The following is a 20,274-nucleotide window of genomic DNA, read 5'->3' on the forward strand; positions in this document are numbered from 1 at the left end:
ATGTTAAGAAAGCATTAATGAATCTGCTTTTGCTTCAAGATTGGTGTTACCCATTAGGTAAGCATCAACGGCACGTGCTGACTCTCGGCCTTCGTTGATACAACGTACCACTAGAGACTGACCTGTACGCATGTCACCAGCGGCAAAGACACCTGCTTGGTTAGTCGCAAAATCGGTGGTTGCCACATTACCACGCTCATCAAGAGCAATATCAAGTTGAGCAAGTACGCCTGTTGGCTCAGGGTGTAAGAAGCCCATCGCTAAGAAAGCTAAATCACAAGCAATAACACGCTCAGAGCCTTCCACTTCTTTAAACTCAGGGCGTTCACCCGGTTTTGCATCTTGCCAAACGATATCTGCAATTCGTAAGCCTTTCACGTTACCGTTATCATCAGAGATGAACTCTTTGGTTAAGATGTTCCAGTAACGATCACAGCCTTCTTCATGTGATGTCGATGTCTTCATGATCATTGGGTATGACGGCCATGGCTGATTTGCAGGACGTTTCTCTGGTGGGATCGGCATGATTTCCACCTGAGTAATGCTGGCTGCACCGTGACGGTTTGATGTACCAACACAGTCAGAGCCCGTATCACCACCACCAATGACGACCACATGCTTGTCTTTGGCATGGATTTCTTTGGTTTTTAAATCCATACCGTTAGCACGACGGTTGTTTTGCGCTAGGAACTCCATCGCAAAGTGAACACCGTTAAGCTCACGCCCCGGAATTGGCAGGTTGCGTGGCACTGTTGAACCACCTGTTAGTAGGACGACATCAAACTCTTGGCGAAGCTGTTTAGCATTAATATCTACACCAATATGGGTGTTAACTTCAAATTTAACCCCAGCTTCTGCCATTAAGTTGATCTTACGATCAATGATATCCATACCCAGTTTAAAATCTGGAATACCAAAGCGCAGTAGACCACCGACTTTTTCATCGCGCTCAAATACAGTCACGGTGTGACCTGCACTGTTTAGCTGCTCGGCAGCAGCAAGCCCCGCAGGACCTGAGCCGATGATTGCCACGGTTTTACCGGTGCGAGAACGTGGCGTTTTTGGTTTGGCATAACCTTCACGGTAAGCGGTTTCCACGATGGTCTTTTCGATGTTACAGATAGTGATGGGATCTTGGTTGATCCCCAGTACACAGCCGCTTTCACAAGGGGCTGGACAGACACGACCTGTAAATTCAGGGAAGTTGTTGGTCGAACTTAGGATGTTCCACGCTTCTTCCCAGCTATCACGGTAAACCGCATCGTTAAATTCAGGAATGATATTACCGATAGGGCATGAGTTGTGACAGAAAGGAACGCCACAATCCATGCAGCGTGCCGATTGATCATTGATCTTGTCACCGAACTCGTCATTTAAGACGAACTCTTTGTTATCTTGGATACGAACACTCGGATCCAATTTTTTTGGCAGTTCACGGCCAAATTCTAAAAATCCAGTAGGCTTACCCATTGATGGCCTCCAACGCTTCCTTGTCTTGAGCTTCAGCTTTACGCTTTTGTAGTACAGCTTTGTAATCCCTTGGCATCACTTTCACCATCTTCTTCAGGTTCTCTTCGAAGTTAGATAGGAAAAGCTCTGCAACCGTACTACCAGTCAATGCTACGTGCTTCGTTAGCATATTTAGTAATAATTCTTGGTCTTCTTTCTCGATTGGGTCGAGATCAACGAGTTCTGGGTTGAGTTTGGTTTCAAAGTCATCAAATTGATCCCAAACGTAAGCAACACCACCACTCATACCAGCAGCAAAGTTACGACCTGTTTGACCCAGAATAACCGCAACACCGCCTGTCATGTATTCACAGCCGTGATCACCGACACCTTCAACCACCACGTGTGCACCAGAGTTACGTACACAGAAACGCTCACCTGCGATACCGCGAATGTAAGACTCACCAGAGGTTGCACCGTAGAAACAAACGTTACCCACAACGATATTGTCCTCAGCAACGATGTCAGATTTTGCATCAGGGTAGAGTACTAGCGTACCGCCAGATAGACCTTTACCCCAGTAGTCGTTTGCATCGCCTTCGACTTCAAACTTCACGCCTTTGGCAAGGAAAGCACCAAAGCTTTGACCTGCTGAGCCGTTGAACTTAACGTTCATTGGCTGTGGTAGACCTTGGTCTTTGTACACTTTCGAAATTTCATTCGACAGCATAGTACCTGTACTACGGTCGGTGTTGATGATAGACAGCTCTGCTTCGACCGCTTTGCCTTCGGTCAGTGCCGGTTGTGCCAGTTCAATTAACTTGCGATCAAGTACTGTTTCTAGGCCGTGGTTTTGTTCACGTTGGTTGTAGACACCGTCTTCACTACGTGGTTGCTCGATGTAAAGCACAGGGCTTAGATCGAGGTTCTTGTACTTCCAGTGACCAATGTTGTCACGCACTTTCAATTTATGAGATTGACCAACCATCTCATCGATAGTGCGGAAACCAAGCTCAGCCATGATTTCACGTAGACCTTCAGCCATGTATTGGAAGAACGTCACAACGTCTTCTACACGACCATCAAAGCGCTCACGTAAGGTCTTATTTTGCGTTGCGATACCGACCGGACAGGTGTTCTTATGACACTTACGCATCATGATACAACCTTCAACCACAAGCGCTGCGGTTGCGACACCCCATTCTTCGGCACCCAGTAGGGTTGCGATAGCAAGGTCACGTGGTGTTTTCATCTGACCATCAGATTGAACAACGATACGGTTACGAAGACCGTTCTTTAGTAGGGTCTGGTGCGTTTCAGCAAGACCTAACTCCCATGGTAGACCTGTGTGGCGAATCGATGACATTGGTGATGCACCTGTACCACCGTCGAAACCTGCGATAAGTACTACGTCTGCTTTAGCTTTTGCAACACCGGATGCAATCGTACCTACGCCAGCTTCCGATACGAGTTTGACGTTGACACGTCCTGCACGGTTAGCATTTTTCAAATCGTAGATCAGCTGCGCTAAGTCTTCGATTGAGTAAATATCATGGTGAGGTGGTGGTGAAATTAGACCAACCCCTGGTGTTGAGTGACGAGTAGCACCGATCCAATCATCAACTTTATCGCCCGGTAGCTGACCACCTTCACCTGGTTTCGCACCTTGAGCCATCTTGATTTGCAGCTCATCAGCGTTAGTTAGGTAGTAAGATGTCACACCGAAACGACCTGATGCGACCTGCTTGATTGCAGAGCGTTCCCAATCGCCATTGTCTTTCTTCTCAAAGCGAATTGGATCTTCACCACCTTCACCAGAGTTAGATTTTGCACCAATACGGTTCATTGCAACCGCAAGCGTTGAGTGCGCTTCATAAGAGATAGAACCAAAGCTCATTGCACCTGTTGCAAAGCGCTTAAGAATATTCTCGATTGACTCGACTTCCTCAAGTGGAATAGAGCCTGCTGGGTTTTTGATGAAATCAAGCTGACTACGTAGTGTTGCAGCATTATCGCCTTGATCATCAACTGCTTTCGCATATTGCTTAAACTGGCTGTAATCTTTGTTACGTGTTGACTGTTGCAGCAGTGAAATCGTTTCAGGGTTGAACAGGTGCTTTTCACCACGTTGTTTCCACTGATAAACACCACCAACATCGAGTACCTGTACTGGGATTTCACGGGTAGGGTAGCCGACACGGTGACGAACTAGCACTTCTTGTGCGATGTCATCAATGGTGAGACCTTGAATACGAGAAACCGTACCAGTGAAGTATTTATCAACGACCGCTTTACTAATACCGAGTGCTTCAAATATTTGTGCGCCGTGGTAAGACTGTAGTGTTGAAATACCCATCTTCGAGAAGATCTTTAATAGACCACCGTTAACCCCTTTACGGTAGTTATCAAATAAGGTGTCTGTTGGTACTTCAGGATCAAGCTTACGCTTACGTTGAAGATCAACCAGCGTTTCAGTTACAAGGTATGGGTTAACAGCATTCGCACCATAACCAACAAGTGTGGCGAAGTGGTGGGTTTCACGAGCATCCCCCGTCTCAACTACGATGTCACATTTCGCACGGAGACCTTTACGGATTAAGTGGTGGTGAACAGCACCGACTGCCAGCATTGCAGGAATTGCTGCATGGTTAGAGTTTACCGCACGGTCAGTTAGGATAATGATCGAGTAACCATCAATAACAGCATCTTCAGAGTACTGACAAATACGTTTCAGGGCGCGTTCTAGTTTGCCTTCCTCACCGCTTGCACTAAATACGATATCGAGCGTTTTTGATTGTAAATGCTCTTTATCGATAGCACGGATTTTCTCCAGCTCAGCGTTAGAAAGAACAGGTGATTCCAGTTCAACTTTACGGCAGTGTGCAGGTGTTTCTGTTAGCAGGTTTTGATCCTTACCAAGGTAAGTATTCAATGACATCACCATACGTTCACGAATTGGATCGATTGGTGGATTGGTTACCTGCGCAAACAGCTGCTTAAAGTAGTTTGATAGATGCTGTGATTGGTGTGATAGCACTGCTAATGGCCAGTCAGCACCCATTGCGCTTAATGGCTCATAACCGGTTTTTGCCAAGGGAACGATGATGTCGTTCACTTCTTCGGAGCTGACACCAAATGCTTGTTGATGATGCAGTAAGCGCTCAGGTGTTGGCTGGTGGTGCATGTTGTCCGCTTCTGGCAACGTCTTAAGGCTTAATAGGTTGTCTTTTACCCATTGCTCGTAAGGTTGTGCACTTGCGATGCTATCTTTCACTTCTTCATCAGAAATGATGCGACCTTGTTCTAGATCGGCAACGAAGATACGACCTGGTTGTAGGCGGCCACGGAATTGGACGTTTTCAGGTTCAATTTCAACTACGCCAGATTCTGATGCCATCACGAGGAAGTCATCTTTGGTCACGGTATAACGGGAAGGACGCAGACCGTTACGGTCAAGGGTTGCACCTACTTGAACACCATCAGTGAAACACACCGAAGCAGGGCCATCCCACGGCTCCATGATATTGGCGTGGTATTGGTAGAAGGCACGACGCTTAGGATCGAGGTTCTTATTTTCCTGCCATGCTTCAGGGATCAGCATCATTAAGGCATGCGGCAGGCTACGACCAGATAGTACTAGCAGTTCTAGCGCCATATCGAAGTTAGATGAATCCGAACTACCTTCTTGACAGATAGGCAATAGCATCTCAATTTCTTGTTTGCTAAATAGATTCGATTCAAGGATCGCTTCACGTGCCTTCATCCAGTTCAAGTTACCACGTACGGTATTGATTTCACCGTTGTGCGCAATGTAACGGAAAGGCTGTGCAAGACGCCAACGCGGGAAGGTGTTGGTAGAGAAACGAGAGTGAACCAGCGCCAGTGCTGTTACCATCGTTGGATTTTGCAGATCAAGGAAGTACTGAGGTACTTGCTCTGTGGTCAGCTGACCTTTGTACACTAGCGTTTTATATGACAGTGAGTTGATGTAGAAGTCATCACCAATGTTCGATACGCTTTCAAGGCAAACTCGTACCGTGTAGTTACGTAGAACATACAATTTACGTTCAAGTACCGCAGGATCAAGATTAGCACCACCAGTAATGAACACATGCTCAAATTGTGGCTCTGTGCTCAATGGATCTTCACCGATCATTGAGTTATCCACCGGAAGCACACGGTAACCAATTACCTCAAGATCAAGACGTTTCGCATTACGCTCTAAGATCTCGCGACATTGTTGACGTTTATGTTCATCTTTGGGAAATAGCACCACACCGACACCGTATTGGTTGAAGGTCGGTAATTTAATACCCAGTTTCAGTGCTTCTTCTAATAAGAACTCGTGAGGTTTTTGCAGCAAAATACCTGCACCGTCACCACTGCATGGATCGCAGCCTTGACCGCCACGGTGCTCCATACGCGCAAGCATATCGAGAGCCTGAGTAACAATCTGGTGAGATTTACGGTTTTTTAGGTGGGCGACAAAGCCGATACCACAGGCATCGTGCTCCATTTCAGGCACATAAAGTCCCTGAGCGTTCAGCTCTTGATCTGTCATAGATACATCCTTCCAGTTGCATCAAGCCATATTCCTAAGGCTTGGTTATCCCTAATTTATTGTCACAATCATGAGGTATTGAAATGAACAATCCTGTTCTACCGGTAATGATTATGTGTTTGCGCAAGGTGAAACGGCCTTTTTATTGGCAAACTTAATTTTGCTGTGTTCGTTGTGAGGTAAACGAATACACTATATTTCTTGAGAAAGGGCGAAATTAATCACTTTAATGTAGGGTGATTAAGTCACTTTTATTGTTCAGAAATTGCGCACAAGTGTAACTATCCTACAATTTTGATACATTAATTACCAATAAAAATTAACACTTAGTCATCATAATATTGCTATTTTGTTGCATTGTTAAACACGAAAATAGCACTCTAATCCTGATAATTATTCGCAATTGGGTTTTCATGCAAAAAAGCTGAGTGTCACGTACTCTTGTCGTTATCGTATTTGCTCGTAATCCATTTCTCTTTTTGTATTTTATTTACGTTAAAAGCTGCTTGCTTACTAGGAATAAGAACGCGGTATTTTTGTCTCAGCACAAACTTTAAACGTGTGATTGATGCTATCTTGCGTGTCCTTTTATATCAGCTCGCTATTTATCGCGGTTTTACAGCTACTCATACTTATTTACGATTAGGTCAAGCAATGCAACTCCACGAACTCGTCAATACTTTTGGTCAAGATTTACAACGTCGCTATGGCGAGAAAGTACATAAGTTAACATTACATGGTGGTTTTAGTTGTCCTAACCGTGACGGTACGATTGGTCGAGGTGGTTGTACTTTTTGTAATGTGGCGTCGTTTGCCGATGAAAAAACACAATATTTACCTATTCAGCAGCAACTAACTGATCGTGCTGGTGAAATCCATCGTGCGAAACGTTATTTAGCGTATTTTCAGGCTTACACCAGCACATATGCTGAAGTACAAACATTGAAGAAGATGTATGAAGAAGCGTTAAAAACAGCAGATATCGTTGGATTATGTGTAGGAACCCGTCCTGACTGTGTGCCTGATGCGGTATTAGAGTTATTGTCTGGTTATGTGGAGCAAGGTTATGAGATTTGGTTAGAGCTTGGTTTGCAAACTGCCAATGATAAAACCCTAAAGCGTATTAATCGTGGGCATGATTTTGCCTGCTATGAAGCGATCACTCAGCGTGCTCGTGCATTAGGTATTAAAGTTTGTACCCATTTGATTGTTGGTTTACCGGGCGATACGAAAGCTGACAATATCGATACCATTAATAAAGTGGTTGCAGCAGGGGTTGATGGTATTAAGCTTCATCCTTTGCATATTGTTGAAGGCAGTAAGATGGGACAAGCGTTTAAAGCTGAGCGTTTAGATCCGATCAGCCTTGAAGATTACACCGATATTGCTACTGAGATGATCCGTTTAACACCTGCCAATGTGGTCTATCACCGTGTGTCAGCCGCGGCTCGACGTCCTACTTTATTAGCACCAATGTGGTGTGAGAACCGTTGGTTAGCGATGACTGAAATTGGTCGCAGTCTCGATCGCCACGGTGCACAAGGTAGCCTTATTGATGATGCATTTGTGTATGAATTACCACAATTAAAATAGGATGTAACAATAAAGCCTGCATTATGTGGGCTTTTTTGTAGGTAAAGGTTAAAGTTTTACCGTATATTTTGGCGCAATTTGCATGAGCGCTTATCATTAACGGGTTTAATCCGTTTTAGCGGTGTCTTCTTTCTTTTGGTATTCAGTGATGAAACAAGTCAAAATTTTAGCTCAATTCTATGTTGATCTTCTGGTTAAGCTGGGGATTGTTCGTTTTAGTTTATTACTCGCTTTAGGCTTGGTTGCACTAGCAGTCATTGTCCAAGTGTGTGTGACTTTGATCTTACATGGTTCGGTGAATGATATTGATATTGTTCGCTCGGTAACCTTTGGTTTATTGATCACGCCTTGGGCGGTGTACTTTCTCTCTGTGGTGGTGGATCAATTAGAGGAATCTCGCCAACGCCTATCTAAATTGGTAACTAAATTAGAAGAGATGCGCTCTCGTGATTTGGAATTAAACCAACAGCTTCAAGATAATATCTCGCAGCTAAATTTAGAAATTGAAGAAAGGAAAAAAGCAGAGGAAGCCCGTGAAGAAGCGATGCAAGATCTCGAAAATGAGGTCTATCAGCGTGAAAATGCCCAACTTGCCGTAGCGGAGCAAAGTGCATTATTGAAGTCGTTTCTTGATGCTTCCCCTGATTTGATTTACTACCGCAATGAAAAGAACCAGTTTTCTGGCTGTAACCGTGCAATGTCTGAGCTGCTAGGCAAAACGGAGAAAGAGCTGGTGGGCTTAACGCCGTGGGATGTTTATCCGGAAGAAGTAGCTAAGAAAATCATCAAAACCGATGAAGAGTTATTTCACGAAAATAATGCGATGACTGATGAGCAATGGCTGGTTTATCCAAATGGTAAACGAGCGCTATTTGAATTGCGCAAAGTGCCATTTTACAGTCGTAATGGTCGCCGCTTAGGTTTAATGGGGTTTGGTCGTGATATTACTGAACGTAAAAAGTATGAAGATGCGTTAGAGAAGGCGAGTAGCGATAAAACCTCGTTTATCTCAACGATCAGCCATGAATTACGTACACCACTTAATGGTATTGTTGGTCTAAGTCGAATGTTGCTGGATACAGAGCTTACTGATGAGCAGCGTGGCTATTTGCGTACAGTGCATGTTAGTGCGATCACCCTAGGTAACATTTTTAACGACATTATTGATTTGGATAAATCCGATCGTCGTCGATTAGAGTTGATGCCAAAGCCGTTGGATTTCCATGAATTTGTTGATGAAATGGGTAATATCTCGCAATTAATGGCAGAGCAAAAAGGCTTACGCTTTGATTTGGAATGTTTAACGGATCTGCCTAAGAATATTGAAGTCGACAGTACACGACTACGCCAAGTGCTTTGGAACTTAATTGGTAACGCAACCAAGTTTACCAAACACGGTGGTGTGATTTTATCGGTAAGCAGTGAAATTCATGAACATGATGCTGATATTGTTTTTGAAGTAGAAGACAGCGGTGTTGGTATTCCTAAGTCTGAAATCGATAATATCTTTGCCATGTATTACCAAGTAAAACAGGGTGATGACAATATTCATGCTGTGGGTACGGGAATTGGTTTAGCGGTATCTCGCCAGTTAGTGCAATTGATGGGCGGTGACATCACGGTGGATTCAGAAGTCGGCGAAGGCAGTACATTCAGAGTGAAAATTCGCGTACCGCTAGTCGAAGATGTGATTGAAGAAGAAATTGTGACTGAAGTGAAACCTGAGCTAACGGGTTTAAGTATCTTTATGGTTGAAGATATTGAGTTAAATATCACGGTCGCAAAATCATTACTAGAAAGTCTAGGTCATGAAGTAACTGTAGCAATGCGAGGTGATGAAGCCTTAGCCATGTTCAAACCTGAAGATTACGATCTAGTGCTGTTAGATATTCAATTACCAGACATGACAGGTTTTGATATTGCGCAGCAGTTACGTGAAAAATACCAAGATTTACCAGCGTTAGTTGCACTAACTGCAAACGTGATCAGCGATAAAACCGAATACCTTGAAAAAGGCATGGATGAAGCGATCAGTAAGCCATTAAGTGTTAAAGCAATCACCAGTGTGATCGAAAATCTTGTACTAAGTTGTAGCTATGAAGAAGATGAAGTTGCTGAGCAATTAGAATCTGACCATGAGCAATCTGGCCCAAGTGAGAGCATGATTGATAAATTGCTCGATCTTGAAATGCTGACGTCTTATGTTGATATTGTTGGTACTAAACCTGTCTATGCCAGTATCGAAATGTTCGAAAAAATGATGCCAGATTACATTGCGATTTTAGACTCCAATATGGTCGCGAAAGATCAAGACGGGATTAAGTTCGAAGCGCACAAAATCAAAGGTGCTGCAGGTTCTATTGGTCTAAAACACATTCAGCAAGTGGCGCAAAAAGCGCAATCGCCAGAGCTACCAGCTTGGTGGGAAAATATTAATGATTGGGTTGATGAGATCAAAAACTGCTATCAAAACGATATTGATGTATTGAAAGCGTGGCTTAAGCAGTACGGCAAGTAAAATAGAAACTGTACATTAATCACAGATATAAAAAAAGGCTCCAAGGGAGCCTTTTTTATTGGTAACTAAACGAATTACTCTTCGCCTAGATCGCCACAGAAACGGTAACCTTCACCGTGGATAGTTGCGATGATTTCTGGGGTATCAGCAACTGATTCAAAGTGCTTACGAATACGACGGATAGTCACGTCAACAGTACGGTCATGTGGCTTAAGCTCACGACCTGTCATCTTCTTAAGAAGATCAGCACGAGTTTGGATCTTGCCTGGGTTTTCACAGAAGTGAAGTAGGGCACGGAACTCAGAACGTGGAAGTTTGAACTGATCACCGTTTGGGCTTACTAGTGAACGGCTGTTAATTTCTAGAGACCAACCGTTGAACTCGTAACGCTCAACTAACTTCTTATCTTCAGTTGGAAGACCTTGGTTCATTGCACGAGTTAGTAAGTTACGAGCACGAATAGTAAGTTCACGAGGGTTGAAAGGTTTTGTGATGTAATCATCTGCACCAATTTCAAGACCTAGGATCTTATCAACTTCGTTATCACGACCTGTTAGGAACATTAGCGCCATATCGCCTTGTTCACGAAGCTCACGAGCTAGTAGAAGACCGTTTTTACCTGGTAGGTTAATATCCATGATCACTAGGTGAACAGGATTTTCAGATAACATCTGGTGCATTTCTGCGCCGTCGTTTGCTTCAAAAACAGTGTAACCTTCCGCTTCAAAAATACTTTTTAGGGTGTTACGTGTTACGTGCTCGTCTTCTACGATAAGAATGTGAGGGGTTTGCATTGGCAGTACCTAATATCAAAAACTAAATCTGCGATGAACAGAGTTAAGTTAAATTCTATAAAAATAATTCACATATAGGCAAAGTATTAACGAAAATACTTATTGGTTACGAAATCGCTGCCTATGTTGGTACACCATCCTTTTTCCGATAGTAATAGTAAATGCTATCGAAATACCTCATTAACTGAGGTGTTGGCTACACTCTCCCTAATTAATGCAGCGATTGTATTCACTTAACAGCTCTCTAACAATATTGTACGTTTGTTTAGTATAGCTATTTATAACTTTGTTGATTTATATCAAACAGAGTGAAGTATTAGCGCTCGTTATCACTATATTTAACAATATTGATAAAATCACTGAGGCTTGCTTAATTCAACATTAAAAATTAATAAAAAACATACCGATTGTGTGTTTTTGAAGCTATAACTTACATTAACGACAACATGTCATTTACGTTATGTTTTTAATTGTAACATTGTCATCGACTAGTTGCATGTTTTATGTGTCATTACTCTAAATATGATTTTTCTCTATTTAGTATGGAAAATCGGTGATATGACATGCTTCATTAAGTGTATTGGATATAAAAGATACTTTTAGAGATTAGTGTTGCTTTTATGCGGCTAACCATAAATGGGTAGGTTGGTTGTTAATGTACTCATGAGTATTGTTAAGTATCTATTCGCAATGCCTGTGTTACTCAAGGAGGAAATCATGAAAGATTTATTGCCTGATCTCTGCGATCACTATGAACAAGCGATCCATTTTCTTCCTTTAACGTGCAATGATTATGGCGGTAAGCCGATTTTTTATGGTCAATGCGTGACACTACGATGCTTTGAAGATAATAGTTTAGTCCGTGATATTTTGTCTCAGGATGGTACTGGTAAAGTGTTATTGATTGATGGTCATGGTAGTTGTCGTCGTGCGCTACTTGGTGATCAATTGGCACTGTTGGCGATTAAAAATCATTGGCAGGGAATTATTGTAAATGGTGCTGTACGTGATGTCGGTACATTAGCGACGCTGGATTTAGGTGTTAAAGCGATAGGAGCTTGCCCAATAAAAACCATTAAGCGTCAAATGGGAGAGCTAAATGTTACATTGAATATCAATGAAGATTTAGTGTATCCAGGGGATTACATTTATGCTGATTTAAATGGCATTATTCTGTCTAAAACAGCATTAGATTTATCAGTTCTGAACTAACATAACTAAAAGTTGAATCCCAACCCTAATTCAATTACTTGTTCAAGCTCTTCATAATCGACACTAGCACGTAGATTTAATTTATCTGATACTTTGTATTGGCTACTAACCTCAATGCCGACTTTGGTTTTTTCAGCCATTGTTGCTGTATTAATTTCACTTTGCAGGCTTACTTTAGGTGTTAGGTTGTATTTTACGCCAGAGGCTATACCACGAGACCCATGTTGTTGCTCTGTGGTTGAGGTCAGTTGGGTACTCAAATAAACCTGCGTATTTTTCGATATTGGATATGAATAGCCGCTGTCGATCTGCCAAACATCAAAGGCTTGTTGATGACGTGATTGTGAAGATAGAAACCAGCCTGACGATAGCTTTTTACCACCGTCATAAGTTAAGCCTAAGTCTTCAAATTCTGTTGCCATTACCGGCTGAAAAAGAGAGCCCAAACAAAAAATAATCCCTAAAAATAATCTTGCCATATCAGCTTATTCTCTAATTATTATTTTATGCTTCTAACTGTAGGGGATCGCCGTTGAAAATGGCATTGCAGATGTGAGAAATATGCAATGAGTTTTTCAATGTATGATCTACAACGCCTGTTTATGTAAATAGTACTTTCTTTATTACAGAGAGGTGGCACTATCCTTATCGCTGATGTAATGGTGTATAAAGCGATACTCCTCAGGATACGGGATCACATCGGGGTAATTTTCATCGTTAATATTTTGCTGAAGTTGTTGCCAGTAGTTGGCATCAAAGAGATCGCTATGCAGTTCATCAAATAGCGTTCTGACTTTGGGATTAATTAACAGGAAAGTGCGAAATTCTTCAGGAAAAACATCGTTAATTCCAACGCTATACCAAGGCTCAGCTGCCAGCTCATCCTCAGGATAACGTGGTGGCGGGATCTTTCGAAAATTCATTTCTGTCATATAGGTAATTTCATCGTAGTCGTAGAAAACCACCCGTTTATGGCGCGTTACCCCAAAGTTTTTAAATAGCATATCTCCGGGGAAAATATTGGCTGCGGCAAGTTGCTTAATGGCTTTGCCATATTCATCGATAGCGTAGCGCAGTTCGTCATCACTCGCATTTTCGATATAGAGATTGAATGGCACCATGCGACGCTCCATATAGAGGTGCGCGATCATAATGGTGTCGTCGGTAATAGTGATTATCGAAGGAGCAATTGCTTGTAATTCTGCAATAAGCTCGTCACTAAAACGTTCTTTTGGGAAACAAAAGTTTCTGTATTCTTGGGTGTCAGCCATGCGGCCAACACGATCGTGCTCTTTTACCAGCTGATATTTTTCTTTAACCGTATTGTGGTTAATGTCTTTTTGTGGCGCAAATTTGTCTTTAATGATTTTAAAAACAAAGTCGTAAGAAGGCAGGGTAAAGACCGACATCACCATTCCTTTGATCCCCGGAGCAATAACGAACTTGTCATTAGTTGTTGCTAAATGAGCTAAAAATTCACGATATAGCTCTGTTTTTCCGTGTTTTTGACAGCCAATAGCGGTGTAAAGCTCTGCCAGTGTTTTATTGGGAATCAGTTGTGAGAGAAAGCGCACAAGTGCTGCTGGTGCTGGCGCATAAACCATGAAATAGGAACGGGCAAAGCCGAAGATGATACTGATATCGTTCACATCACAAATACAAGCATCGAGATAAATTTCATGGTTATGATCGTTAAAAATAGGAATAACAAAAGGTGAAAAATCACCATTAGCAAAGGTCAGTTTACCAATTAAATATGCGGCTTTGTTACGGTAGAAAGGTTCACGAATGAGCTCTAATGTCGTGCCTTGATCGAATTTTGCGCCGAGATCTCGTTGCAAATAGTTAAGTAAGTGGTCGATATCTCGCGCTTTATTTTGCCATGGTAGGGTGAATGGAGTGTCATCAAGCATACGTTCAAACATCGCACGTAGGGTTGTTTGAACTTGGTAATGTCGTGTTAATGAGGTTGGGTAAGGGGGAACGCGATCTTCTTGTGATGTATGCACAAACAACTTGTCACGATTGATGTTGCGGTGTTTGAAAATACGACAATAAACGGAATTGAAAAAGCTTTCAGCAATATCGTAACGAGGATAATCCAATAATAAATCTTGATAAGCGATTTTTACGGCCATTAAAAAATCATGGTTAGCATAACGTTCACCGAGCATGATTTGGATTTGATTGGTAACCAGCTCCACATGGTGATCATAAAAGCTGATCCGTTTTTTTAATGCATGATGAACATTACCCCATTGTTGCTTTTCAAAGCGCTGTTGAGCTTCAGCTGTAACATCAAGAAAGCGACCATACATAGCATCAAAGCCTTGCAATATAGTGTGAGCTATTAAAGATTCCATCGCTGTACTCATGGCGTACCTCTCTTGGTGTATCGGTAATATATGAATTATGCAACATAGCACATTAGGCTACCAATATAGCAAGTGACAATTGTTAATGAGAACGGTTGATTAATGGTAAAACTTTGCTGTCTGTTGTGTTGTGTAATTGTGAAGATATTATTGACTCTAACCCATGATTGCTGTAAACGTAAACTATCAGCAAAAAGAGAATTCATAGCAACATGAAAAAAGTATTCAGCTTTAACGGCACTACACGCACGATTATTACCATTAACATTTTAGGTGTTAGTGCGGGCTGATACGCGCAAAGATTAACAATAAGCCCGCAACTCATAAGAGCTGCGGGTTTTTTTTTAACGATTTTTAATTCACATAATTTGAGTATATCTAGGTTAAAGCACTAGATAGTTCAGGATAGAGACTCGGGAGTAGGGAATGCGAGTATTTAAGTTTGGTGGTTCATCATTAGCCGATGCAGAGCGATTTTTAAGAGCTGCTGATATTATTGCGAATAATGCTCAGCAAGGTGACGTCTCTGTGGTGCTATCTGCACCGGGTAAAGTGACAAACAAGCTGGTTTCTGTGATTGATAACGCTGTTAAAACTGGCGATGCATCACTTCAACTTGCCGATCTTGAGCAAGTTTTTGTTGAGCTATTTAGTGGTTTGAAAACCCTAGAGCCAGGTTTTGATAAAGCAGCGTTAGATGCCAAGCTAGCAAGTTCATTAGGTCAATTAAAAGAGTATGTTCACGGCATTAAGTTATTAGGTCTCTGCCCTGATAATGTCTATGCGACGATTATCAGTAAGGGCGAGCGTATTTCAATTGCGGCAATGAAAGCGGTACTTGAAGCAAAAGGGCAACCTGCTAGCCTTATTGATCCTGTTCAATACTTATATGCGGAAGGGAGTTACCTTGAAGCGCATGTAGACATTGAGATCTCAACGCAAAACTTCCGTCGTCAGCCATTACCTGAAGGTCATGTCTGCATCATGCCGGGCTTTACTGCTGGTAATAGTAAAGGCGAGTTAGTGACGCTTGGCCGTAATGGATCTGATTACTCAGCTGCTGTACTGGCTGCCTGTCTACGTGCAGATTGCTGTGAGATCTGGACTGATGTTGACGGTGTCTACAGCTGCGATCCTCGCCTAGTGCCTGATGCGCGTTTACTTAAATCATTAAGCTACCAAGAAGCGATGGAGCTTTCTTACTTTGGTGCTTCAGTACTTCACCCGAAAACCATCGCACCTATTGCTCAATTCCAAATTCCATGTCTGATCAAAAATAGCTTTAGTCCACAAGCACCAGGTACATTAATTGGTCAAGATACCGGTGAAGATCAGTTAGCGATTAAAGGGATCACGACCCTAAAAGATCTCACCATGGTTAACGTATCAGGTCCGGGTATGAAAGGTATGGTTGGTATGGCGGCACGCGTATTTGGTGCGATGTCATCTGCTGGTGTATCGATTGTACTTATCACTCAATCTTCTTCTGAATACAGTATCAGTTTCTGTATTGAAACTTCGGATCGTGCTCAAGCTGAAAAGGCATTAAGTGAAAGCTTTGAGCTAGAGCTTAAAGAAGGGTTATTAGAGCCTGTTGAATTTTCGGATGATGTTTCTATCGTGACCTTAGTTGGTGACGGTATGCGTACTTCTCACGGTGTCGCTTCTCGCTTCTTTACCTCACTGGCTGAAGTGGATGTGAACATTGTTGCGATTGCACAGGGCTCTTCTGAGCGTGCCATTTCAGCGGTTATTCCACAAAACAAAGTATCTGAAGCGGTGAAAGCGTGTCATGAAAATCTATTTAACAGTCAGCACTTCCTTGATGTGTTCGTGATTGGTGTTGGTGGTGTCGGTGGTGAATTAGTTGATCAGATCCAACGTCAGCAAAGCAAACTCGCAGATGATGGCATTGTGATCCGTGTTTGCGGTATGGCAAACAGCAAAGGCTTACTACTCAATAGTGACGGTTTCAATTTAGATAACTGGCGCGATCAAATGGGTGCAGTGAGCGAGCCATTAAGCCTTGCTCGTATGATCCAACTTGTTCAACGTAATCACATTATTAACCCTGTGATCATCGACTGTACGTCAGACCAAACCATCGCAGAGCAATATGCTGATTTCTTATCTGCAGGTTTCCACGTGATCACACCTAATAAAAAGGCAAATACGGCGAGCATGGCGTACTACCAACAATTGCGTCAAGCAGCACGTGTAAGCCGTCGTAAGTTTATGTACGACACCACAGTTGGCGCTGGTCTGCCAGTTATCGAAAACCTTCAAAATCTGATGGCTGCTGGTGATGAGCTGCAGCGTTTCTCTGGCATTCTTTCTGGCTCTATGTCTTACATTTTCGGTAAGTTAGATGAAGGTATGAGCTTTAGCGAGGCGACAACGGTTGCACGTAATAACGGTTTTACAGAGCCAGATCCTCGTGATGATTTATCGGGTATGGATGTGGCGCGTAAGTTGTTGATCTTGGCTCGTGAATCAGGTTTAGCGTTAGAGCTTTCTGATGTGAATGTTGAACAAGCGCTGCCACCGGGTTTTGATGCATCAGGATCGGTTGATGAGTTTATGGCACGCTTACCACAAGCGGATGAATACTTTACTAAGCTTGCCCAAGATGCAGCAAAAGAAGACAAAGTACTGCGTTATGTTGGTGAAATTGATAACGGTAAGTGCTCGGTGAAAATTGTTGCGGTTAACCCTGATGATCCAATGTTTAAGATCAAAGATGGTGAAAATGCCCTTGCTTTCTATAGCCGTTACTACCAGCCAATTCCATTAGTACTGCGTGGTTACGGTGCAGGTACTGAAGTGACTGCTGCGGGTGTGTTTGCCGATCTGATGCGTACATTAGGTTGGAAGCGAGGAGTATAAGATGAGTGTTGTTGTTTATGCTCCTGCATCGATTGGTAACGTCAGCGTAGGCTTTGATGTATTAGGTGCAGCGGTTTCTCCTATTGATGGCACCTTGTTAGGTGATCGGGTGAAAGTGGCTGAGGGTGATACGCCATTTAGCTTGCAGTGTGTTGGTGCATTTGTTGATAAATTGCCGCAACAAGCTGAAGAAAATATTGTTTATCGCTGCTGGCAGGTATTTGCCCGTGAGCTAGATAAAAAAGCAATCAAACTATTACCTGTGTCGGTTACTCTTGAGAAAAACATGCCTATTGGCTCGGGCTTAGGCTCGAGCGCATGTTCGATTGTGGCTGCCCTTGATGCACTTAATCGTTTTCATGATCAACCGCTCAATGAAACCGAATTATTAGCGCTAATGGGTGAAATGGAAGGCGAGATATCAGGTGGTCTTCACTATGATAATGTTGCTCCATGCTACTTGGGTGGCTTGCAATTTATGGTTGAAGAGCTAGGTATTATCAGCCAAAAAGTACCTTGTTTTGATGATTGGTATTGGGTGATGGCGTATCCGGGGATCAAAGTACCGACCGCTGAAGCCCGTGCTATTTTACCAGCGCAATATCGTCGCCAAGATGTGATTGCTCATGGTCGTCACTTAGGGGGCTTTATTCACGCTTGTCACTCAAATCAACCGTTGTTAGCCGCTAAAATGATCAAAGATGTGGTGGCAGAACCTTATCGTGAAAAACTACTGCCAGGCTTTGCTAAAGCACGTCAATATGCATTAGATGCTGGAGCGATTGCGAGTGGGATTTCGGGCTCAGGCCCAACCATGTTTAGTATTTGTACCGATTTAGACGTAGCTAAACGACTTGCACGTTGGCTTGAAGAACATTATGTTCAAAATGATGAAGGATTTGTTCATGTCTGTCGTCTTGACAGCTTGGGCGCAAAAGTAACAGGAAGTGAGCTTTAACAATGAAGTTATATAACTTAAAAGAACACGCAGAGCAGGTTTCATTTGGTCAGGCGGTACGTCAAGGTTTAGGTCGTAATCAAGGCCTATTCTTTCCATTAGAGTTGCCACAGTTAGGTGATATTGATGCGCTACTAGAGATGGATTTTATCTCACGCAGCAGCAAGATCTTATCGGCTTTCATTGGTGATGAACTCGGTGCTGAGACAGTTAGCCAAATGGTTGATACAGCATTCCAATTCCCTGCACCAATCAATAAAGTAAAAGATGGCGTGTATGCGTTAGAGTTGTTTCACGGCCCAACCTTAGCATTTAAAGACTTTGGTGGCCGTTTCATGGCGCAATCACTGGCTGCTGTAACAGATAGTGACGGAAAAATTACCATTCTGACTGCGACATCAGGTGATACTGGTGCTGCTGTTGCTCATGCTTTTTATGGCATGGATAACATCAAGGTGGTGATCCTGTATCCGAAAGGCAAAATCAGCCCGCTACAGGAAAAAATGTTTTGTACACTAGGCAAGAACATTACCACCGTTGCAGTTAACGGTACTTTTGATGATTGCCAAGCCTTGGTGAAGCAAGCCTTTGATGATGCAGAATTGCGCCAAGAAGTTGGTCTAAACTCTGCCAACTCGATCAACATTAGCCGTTTAATGGCGCAGATCTGTTACTACTTTGAAGCTGTAGCGCAACTGCCAAAAGCAGAGCGAAAAGAGGTTGTTATCTCAGTGCCAAGTGGTAACTTCGGTAACTTAACTGCTGGCTTATTGGCAAAATCGCTTGGTCTTCCAGTTAAACGCTTTATTGCGGCTACGAATGTTAATGATACGGTGCCACGTTACTTGCAAACAGGTGACTGGTCACCGAAAGTAACAGTACCGACGATTTCAAATGCGATGGATGTGAGCCAACCAAACAACTGGCCACGTATCGAAGAGCTATGTCAGCTTAAAGGCTGGGGCTTGAGCGAGCTAGGATATGGTGCGGTAACAGATGAGCAAACAGCTGAGACCTTAAAGCAGATGGATGCAGAAGGGTATTTGTGTGAGCCTCATGGTGCGATTGCTTATCGTATTCTTAACGAGCAGTTGAATGAAGGCGAAACTGGCTTATTCTTATGTACTGCACACCCTGCGAAATTTAAAGAAGTGGTTGATGAGATCTTAGCAAAAGACATTCCACTACCAGGGCCTTTGGCGAAGCACAATGCGATGGAGTTGTTATCACTAGAGCGTGATAATGATTTTGAAGCTGTGAAAGCCGTATTACGTTCAGTTCAATAGGGATTTATTGAGCGAGAATTGAAAATCAAAAAGGAGCTGCGGCTCCTTTTTTAGTATTCTACTCATGCAGAGCATAAAGACAGATAACAAAAAACGGCACTCTGTGCCGTTTTTTTATTGCTACGTACCTTAAATTAAGGTCGCTAACAGAATTATAGGCTGTTAGTGAAAGTACGTGCGATAACGTCTTGTTGTTGCTCACGAGTTAGTGAGTTGAAACGTACTGCGTAACCAGAAACACGGATTGTTAGCTGTGGGTATTTTTCTGGGTGCTTAGCTGCGTCTTCTAGCGTTTCACGCTTAAGAACGTTTACGTTTAGGTGCTGACCGCCTTCGATCTTAGCTGGTGCTTCGATAGCTAGCTCACGGTACTCGATATCGCCTAGGTCTGATTGAGCTACAACTTGGTCAGCTTCAAAACCAGATGCTGCACAAACACAACGTGCTTCGTTTGATTCGCTGTCTAGGATCCAGATAGAGTTTAGTAGTTCGTCGTTTGCTGCTTTAGTAATTTGAATACCAGTAATCATAACTTTTCTCCAAGAGTTTTGGCGTAAATTTATCCATTTTTGTTGAGCTATTTATTATATAGTTCAACTCGGTCTCCTGTGTATTGATTGAGATCAAATTACAACAAAAAAC

12 protein-coding genes are annotated in these 20,274 nt (G+C 42.8%); 6 read left to right on the forward strand and 6 right to left on the reverse strand.

What is annotated here, in order from left to right; all coding sequences use genetic code 11:
* Positions 1-3: 3 nt before the first annotated feature.
* The gene (locus E5A76_RS19350; protein WP_161119916.1) at positions 4-1,470 is read right to left on the reverse strand and encodes a glutamate synthase subunit beta; all 1,467 of its coding nucleotides are present in this window, start codon (positions 1,468-1,470) and stop codon (positions 4-6) included.
* Complete coding sequence (gene gltB, locus E5A76_RS19355; RefSeq protein WP_161119917.1) at positions 1,463-6,010, reverse strand: glutamate synthase large subunit; 4,548 nt, start codon at positions 6,008-6,010, stop codon at positions 1,463-1,465. Before gltB ends, E5A76_RS19350 begins: the two co-directional genes overlap by 8 nt.
* 654 nt (positions 6,011-6,664) lie before the next feature.
* Here gltB and E5A76_RS19360 point away from each other — a divergent pair.
* Positions 6,665-7,603, forward strand: a complete 939-nt coding sequence (locus tag E5A76_RS19360) for a TIGR01212 family radical SAM protein (RefSeq protein ID WP_161119918.1) — start codon at positions 6,665-6,667, stop codon at positions 7,601-7,603.
* 148 nt (positions 7,604-7,751) lie between these two features.
* Positions 7,752-10,121, forward strand: a complete 2,370-nt coding sequence (gene arcB / locus E5A76_RS19365) for an aerobic respiration two-component sensor histidine kinase ArcB (protein ID WP_161119919.1) — start codon at positions 7,752-7,754, stop codon at positions 10,119-10,121.
* Between the two features lie 74 nt (positions 10,122-10,195).
* Here arcB and arcA read toward each other — a convergent pair whose 3' ends face one another.
* Positions 10,196-10,915 (reverse strand): two-component system response regulator ArcA, encoded by a 720-nt coding sequence (gene arcA, locus E5A76_RS19370; RefSeq protein WP_161119920.1) that lies wholly within the window; start codon positions 10,913-10,915, stop codon positions 10,196-10,198.
* Positions 10,916-11,632: 717 nt separating this feature from the next.
* On the opposite strand from arcA, the gene E5A76_RS19375 reads away from it, so the two are divergent.
* Positions 11,633-12,127, forward strand: a complete 495-nt coding sequence (locus tag E5A76_RS19375; RefSeq protein ID WP_161119921.1) for a putative 4-hydroxy-4-methyl-2-oxoglutarate aldolase — start codon at positions 11,633-11,635, stop codon at positions 12,125-12,127.
* 5 nt (positions 12,128-12,132) lie between these two features.
* On the opposite strand, the gene E5A76_RS19380 is transcribed toward E5A76_RS19375, so the two are convergent.
* Positions 12,133-12,606, reverse strand: coding sequence for a hypothetical protein (locus tag E5A76_RS19380; RefSeq protein WP_053987947.1), 474 nt, complete (start codon positions 12,604-12,606; stop codon positions 12,133-12,135).
* A gap of 144 nt (positions 12,607-12,750) precedes the next feature.
* The gene (aceK, locus tag E5A76_RS19385; protein ID WP_053987946.1) at positions 12,751-14,502 is read right to left on the reverse strand and encodes a bifunctional isocitrate dehydrogenase kinase/phosphatase; all 1,752 of its coding nucleotides are present in this window, start codon (positions 14,500-14,502) and stop codon (positions 12,751-12,753) included.
* A gap of 426 nt (positions 14,503-14,928) precedes the next feature.
* Here aceK and thrA point away from each other — a divergent pair, with 426 nt between their 5' ends.
* The 3 genes from thrA to thrC are packed head-to-tail and all read left to right on the forward strand — an operon-like array spanning position 14,929 to position 19,632.
* Positions 14,929-17,388, forward strand: a complete 2,460-nt coding sequence (thrA, locus tag E5A76_RS19390; RefSeq protein WP_161119922.1) for a bifunctional aspartate kinase/homoserine dehydrogenase I — start codon at positions 14,929-14,931, stop codon at positions 17,386-17,388.
* Position 17,389: 1 nt separating this feature from the next.
* On the forward strand, positions 17,390-18,346 hold the full coding sequence (thrB, locus tag E5A76_RS19395) for a homoserine kinase (protein WP_053987944.1): 957 nt from the start codon (positions 17,390-17,392) through the stop codon (positions 18,344-18,346).
* Positions 18,347-18,348: 2 nt separating this feature from the next.
* The gene (gene thrC, locus E5A76_RS19400) at positions 18,349-19,632 is read left to right on the forward strand and encodes a threonine synthase (protein ID WP_161119923.1); all 1,284 of its coding nucleotides are present in this window, start codon (positions 18,349-18,351) and stop codon (positions 19,630-19,632) included.
* 152 nt (positions 19,633-19,784) lie between these two features.
* Here the strand turns inward: thrC and grcA are convergent, their stop codons facing one another.
* Entirely contained in the window at positions 19,785-20,162 is a 378-nt protein-coding gene (gene grcA, locus E5A76_RS19405; protein WP_008988465.1) for an autonomous glycyl radical cofactor GrcA, read from the reverse strand.
* Positions 20,163-20,274 lie beyond the last annotated feature (112 nt).

This window comes from Photobacterium lucens, assembly GCF_009873615.1.
GTDB lineage: Bacteria > Pseudomonadota > Gammaproteobacteria > Enterobacterales > Vibrionaceae > Photobacterium > Photobacterium lucens.

What these genes read in the sequence shown, in the direction of transcription:
- E5A76_RS19350 (WP_161119916.1), bottom strand. Translation starts at nt 1,470, where the DNA reads ATGGGTAAGCCTACTGGATTTTTAGAATTTGGCCGTGAACTGCCAAAA.
- gltB (WP_161119917.1), bottom strand. Translation starts at nt 6,010, where the DNA reads ATGACAGATCAAGAGCTGAACGCTCAGGGACTTTATGTGCCTGAAATG.
- E5A76_RS19360 (WP_161119918.1), top strand. Translation starts at nt 6,665, where the DNA reads ATGCAACTCCACGAACTCGTCAATACTTTTGGTCAAGATTTACAACGT.
- arcB (WP_161119919.1), top strand. Translation starts at nt 7,752, where the DNA reads ATGAAACAAGTCAAAATTTTAGCTCAATTCTATGTTGATCTTCTGGTT.
- arcA (WP_161119920.1), bottom strand. Translation starts at nt 10,915, where the DNA reads ATGCAAACCCCTCACATTCTTATCGTAGAAGACGAGCACGTAACACGT.
- E5A76_RS19375 (WP_161119921.1), top strand. Translation starts at nt 11,633, where the DNA reads ATGAAAGATTTATTGCCTGATCTCTGCGATCACTATGAACAAGCGATC.
- E5A76_RS19380 (WP_053987947.1), bottom strand. Translation starts at nt 12,606, where the DNA reads ATGGCAAGATTATTTTTAGGGATTATTTTTTGTTTGGGCTCTCTTTTT.
- aceK (WP_053987946.1), bottom strand. Translation starts at nt 14,502, where the DNA reads ATGAGTACAGCGATGGAATCTTTAATAGCTCACACTATATTGCAAGGC.
- thrA (WP_161119922.1), top strand. Translation starts at nt 14,929, where the DNA reads ATGCGAGTATTTAAGTTTGGTGGTTCATCATTAGCCGATGCAGAGCGA.
- thrB (WP_053987944.1), top strand. Translation starts at nt 17,390, where the DNA reads ATGAGTGTTGTTGTTTATGCTCCTGCATCGATTGGTAACGTCAGCGTA.
- thrC (WP_161119923.1), top strand. Translation starts at nt 18,349, where the DNA reads ATGAAGTTATATAACTTAAAAGAACACGCAGAGCAGGTTTCATTTGGT.
- grcA (WP_008988465.1), bottom strand. Translation starts at nt 20,162, where the DNA reads ATGATTACTGGTATTCAAATTACTAAAGCAGCAAACGACGAACTACTA.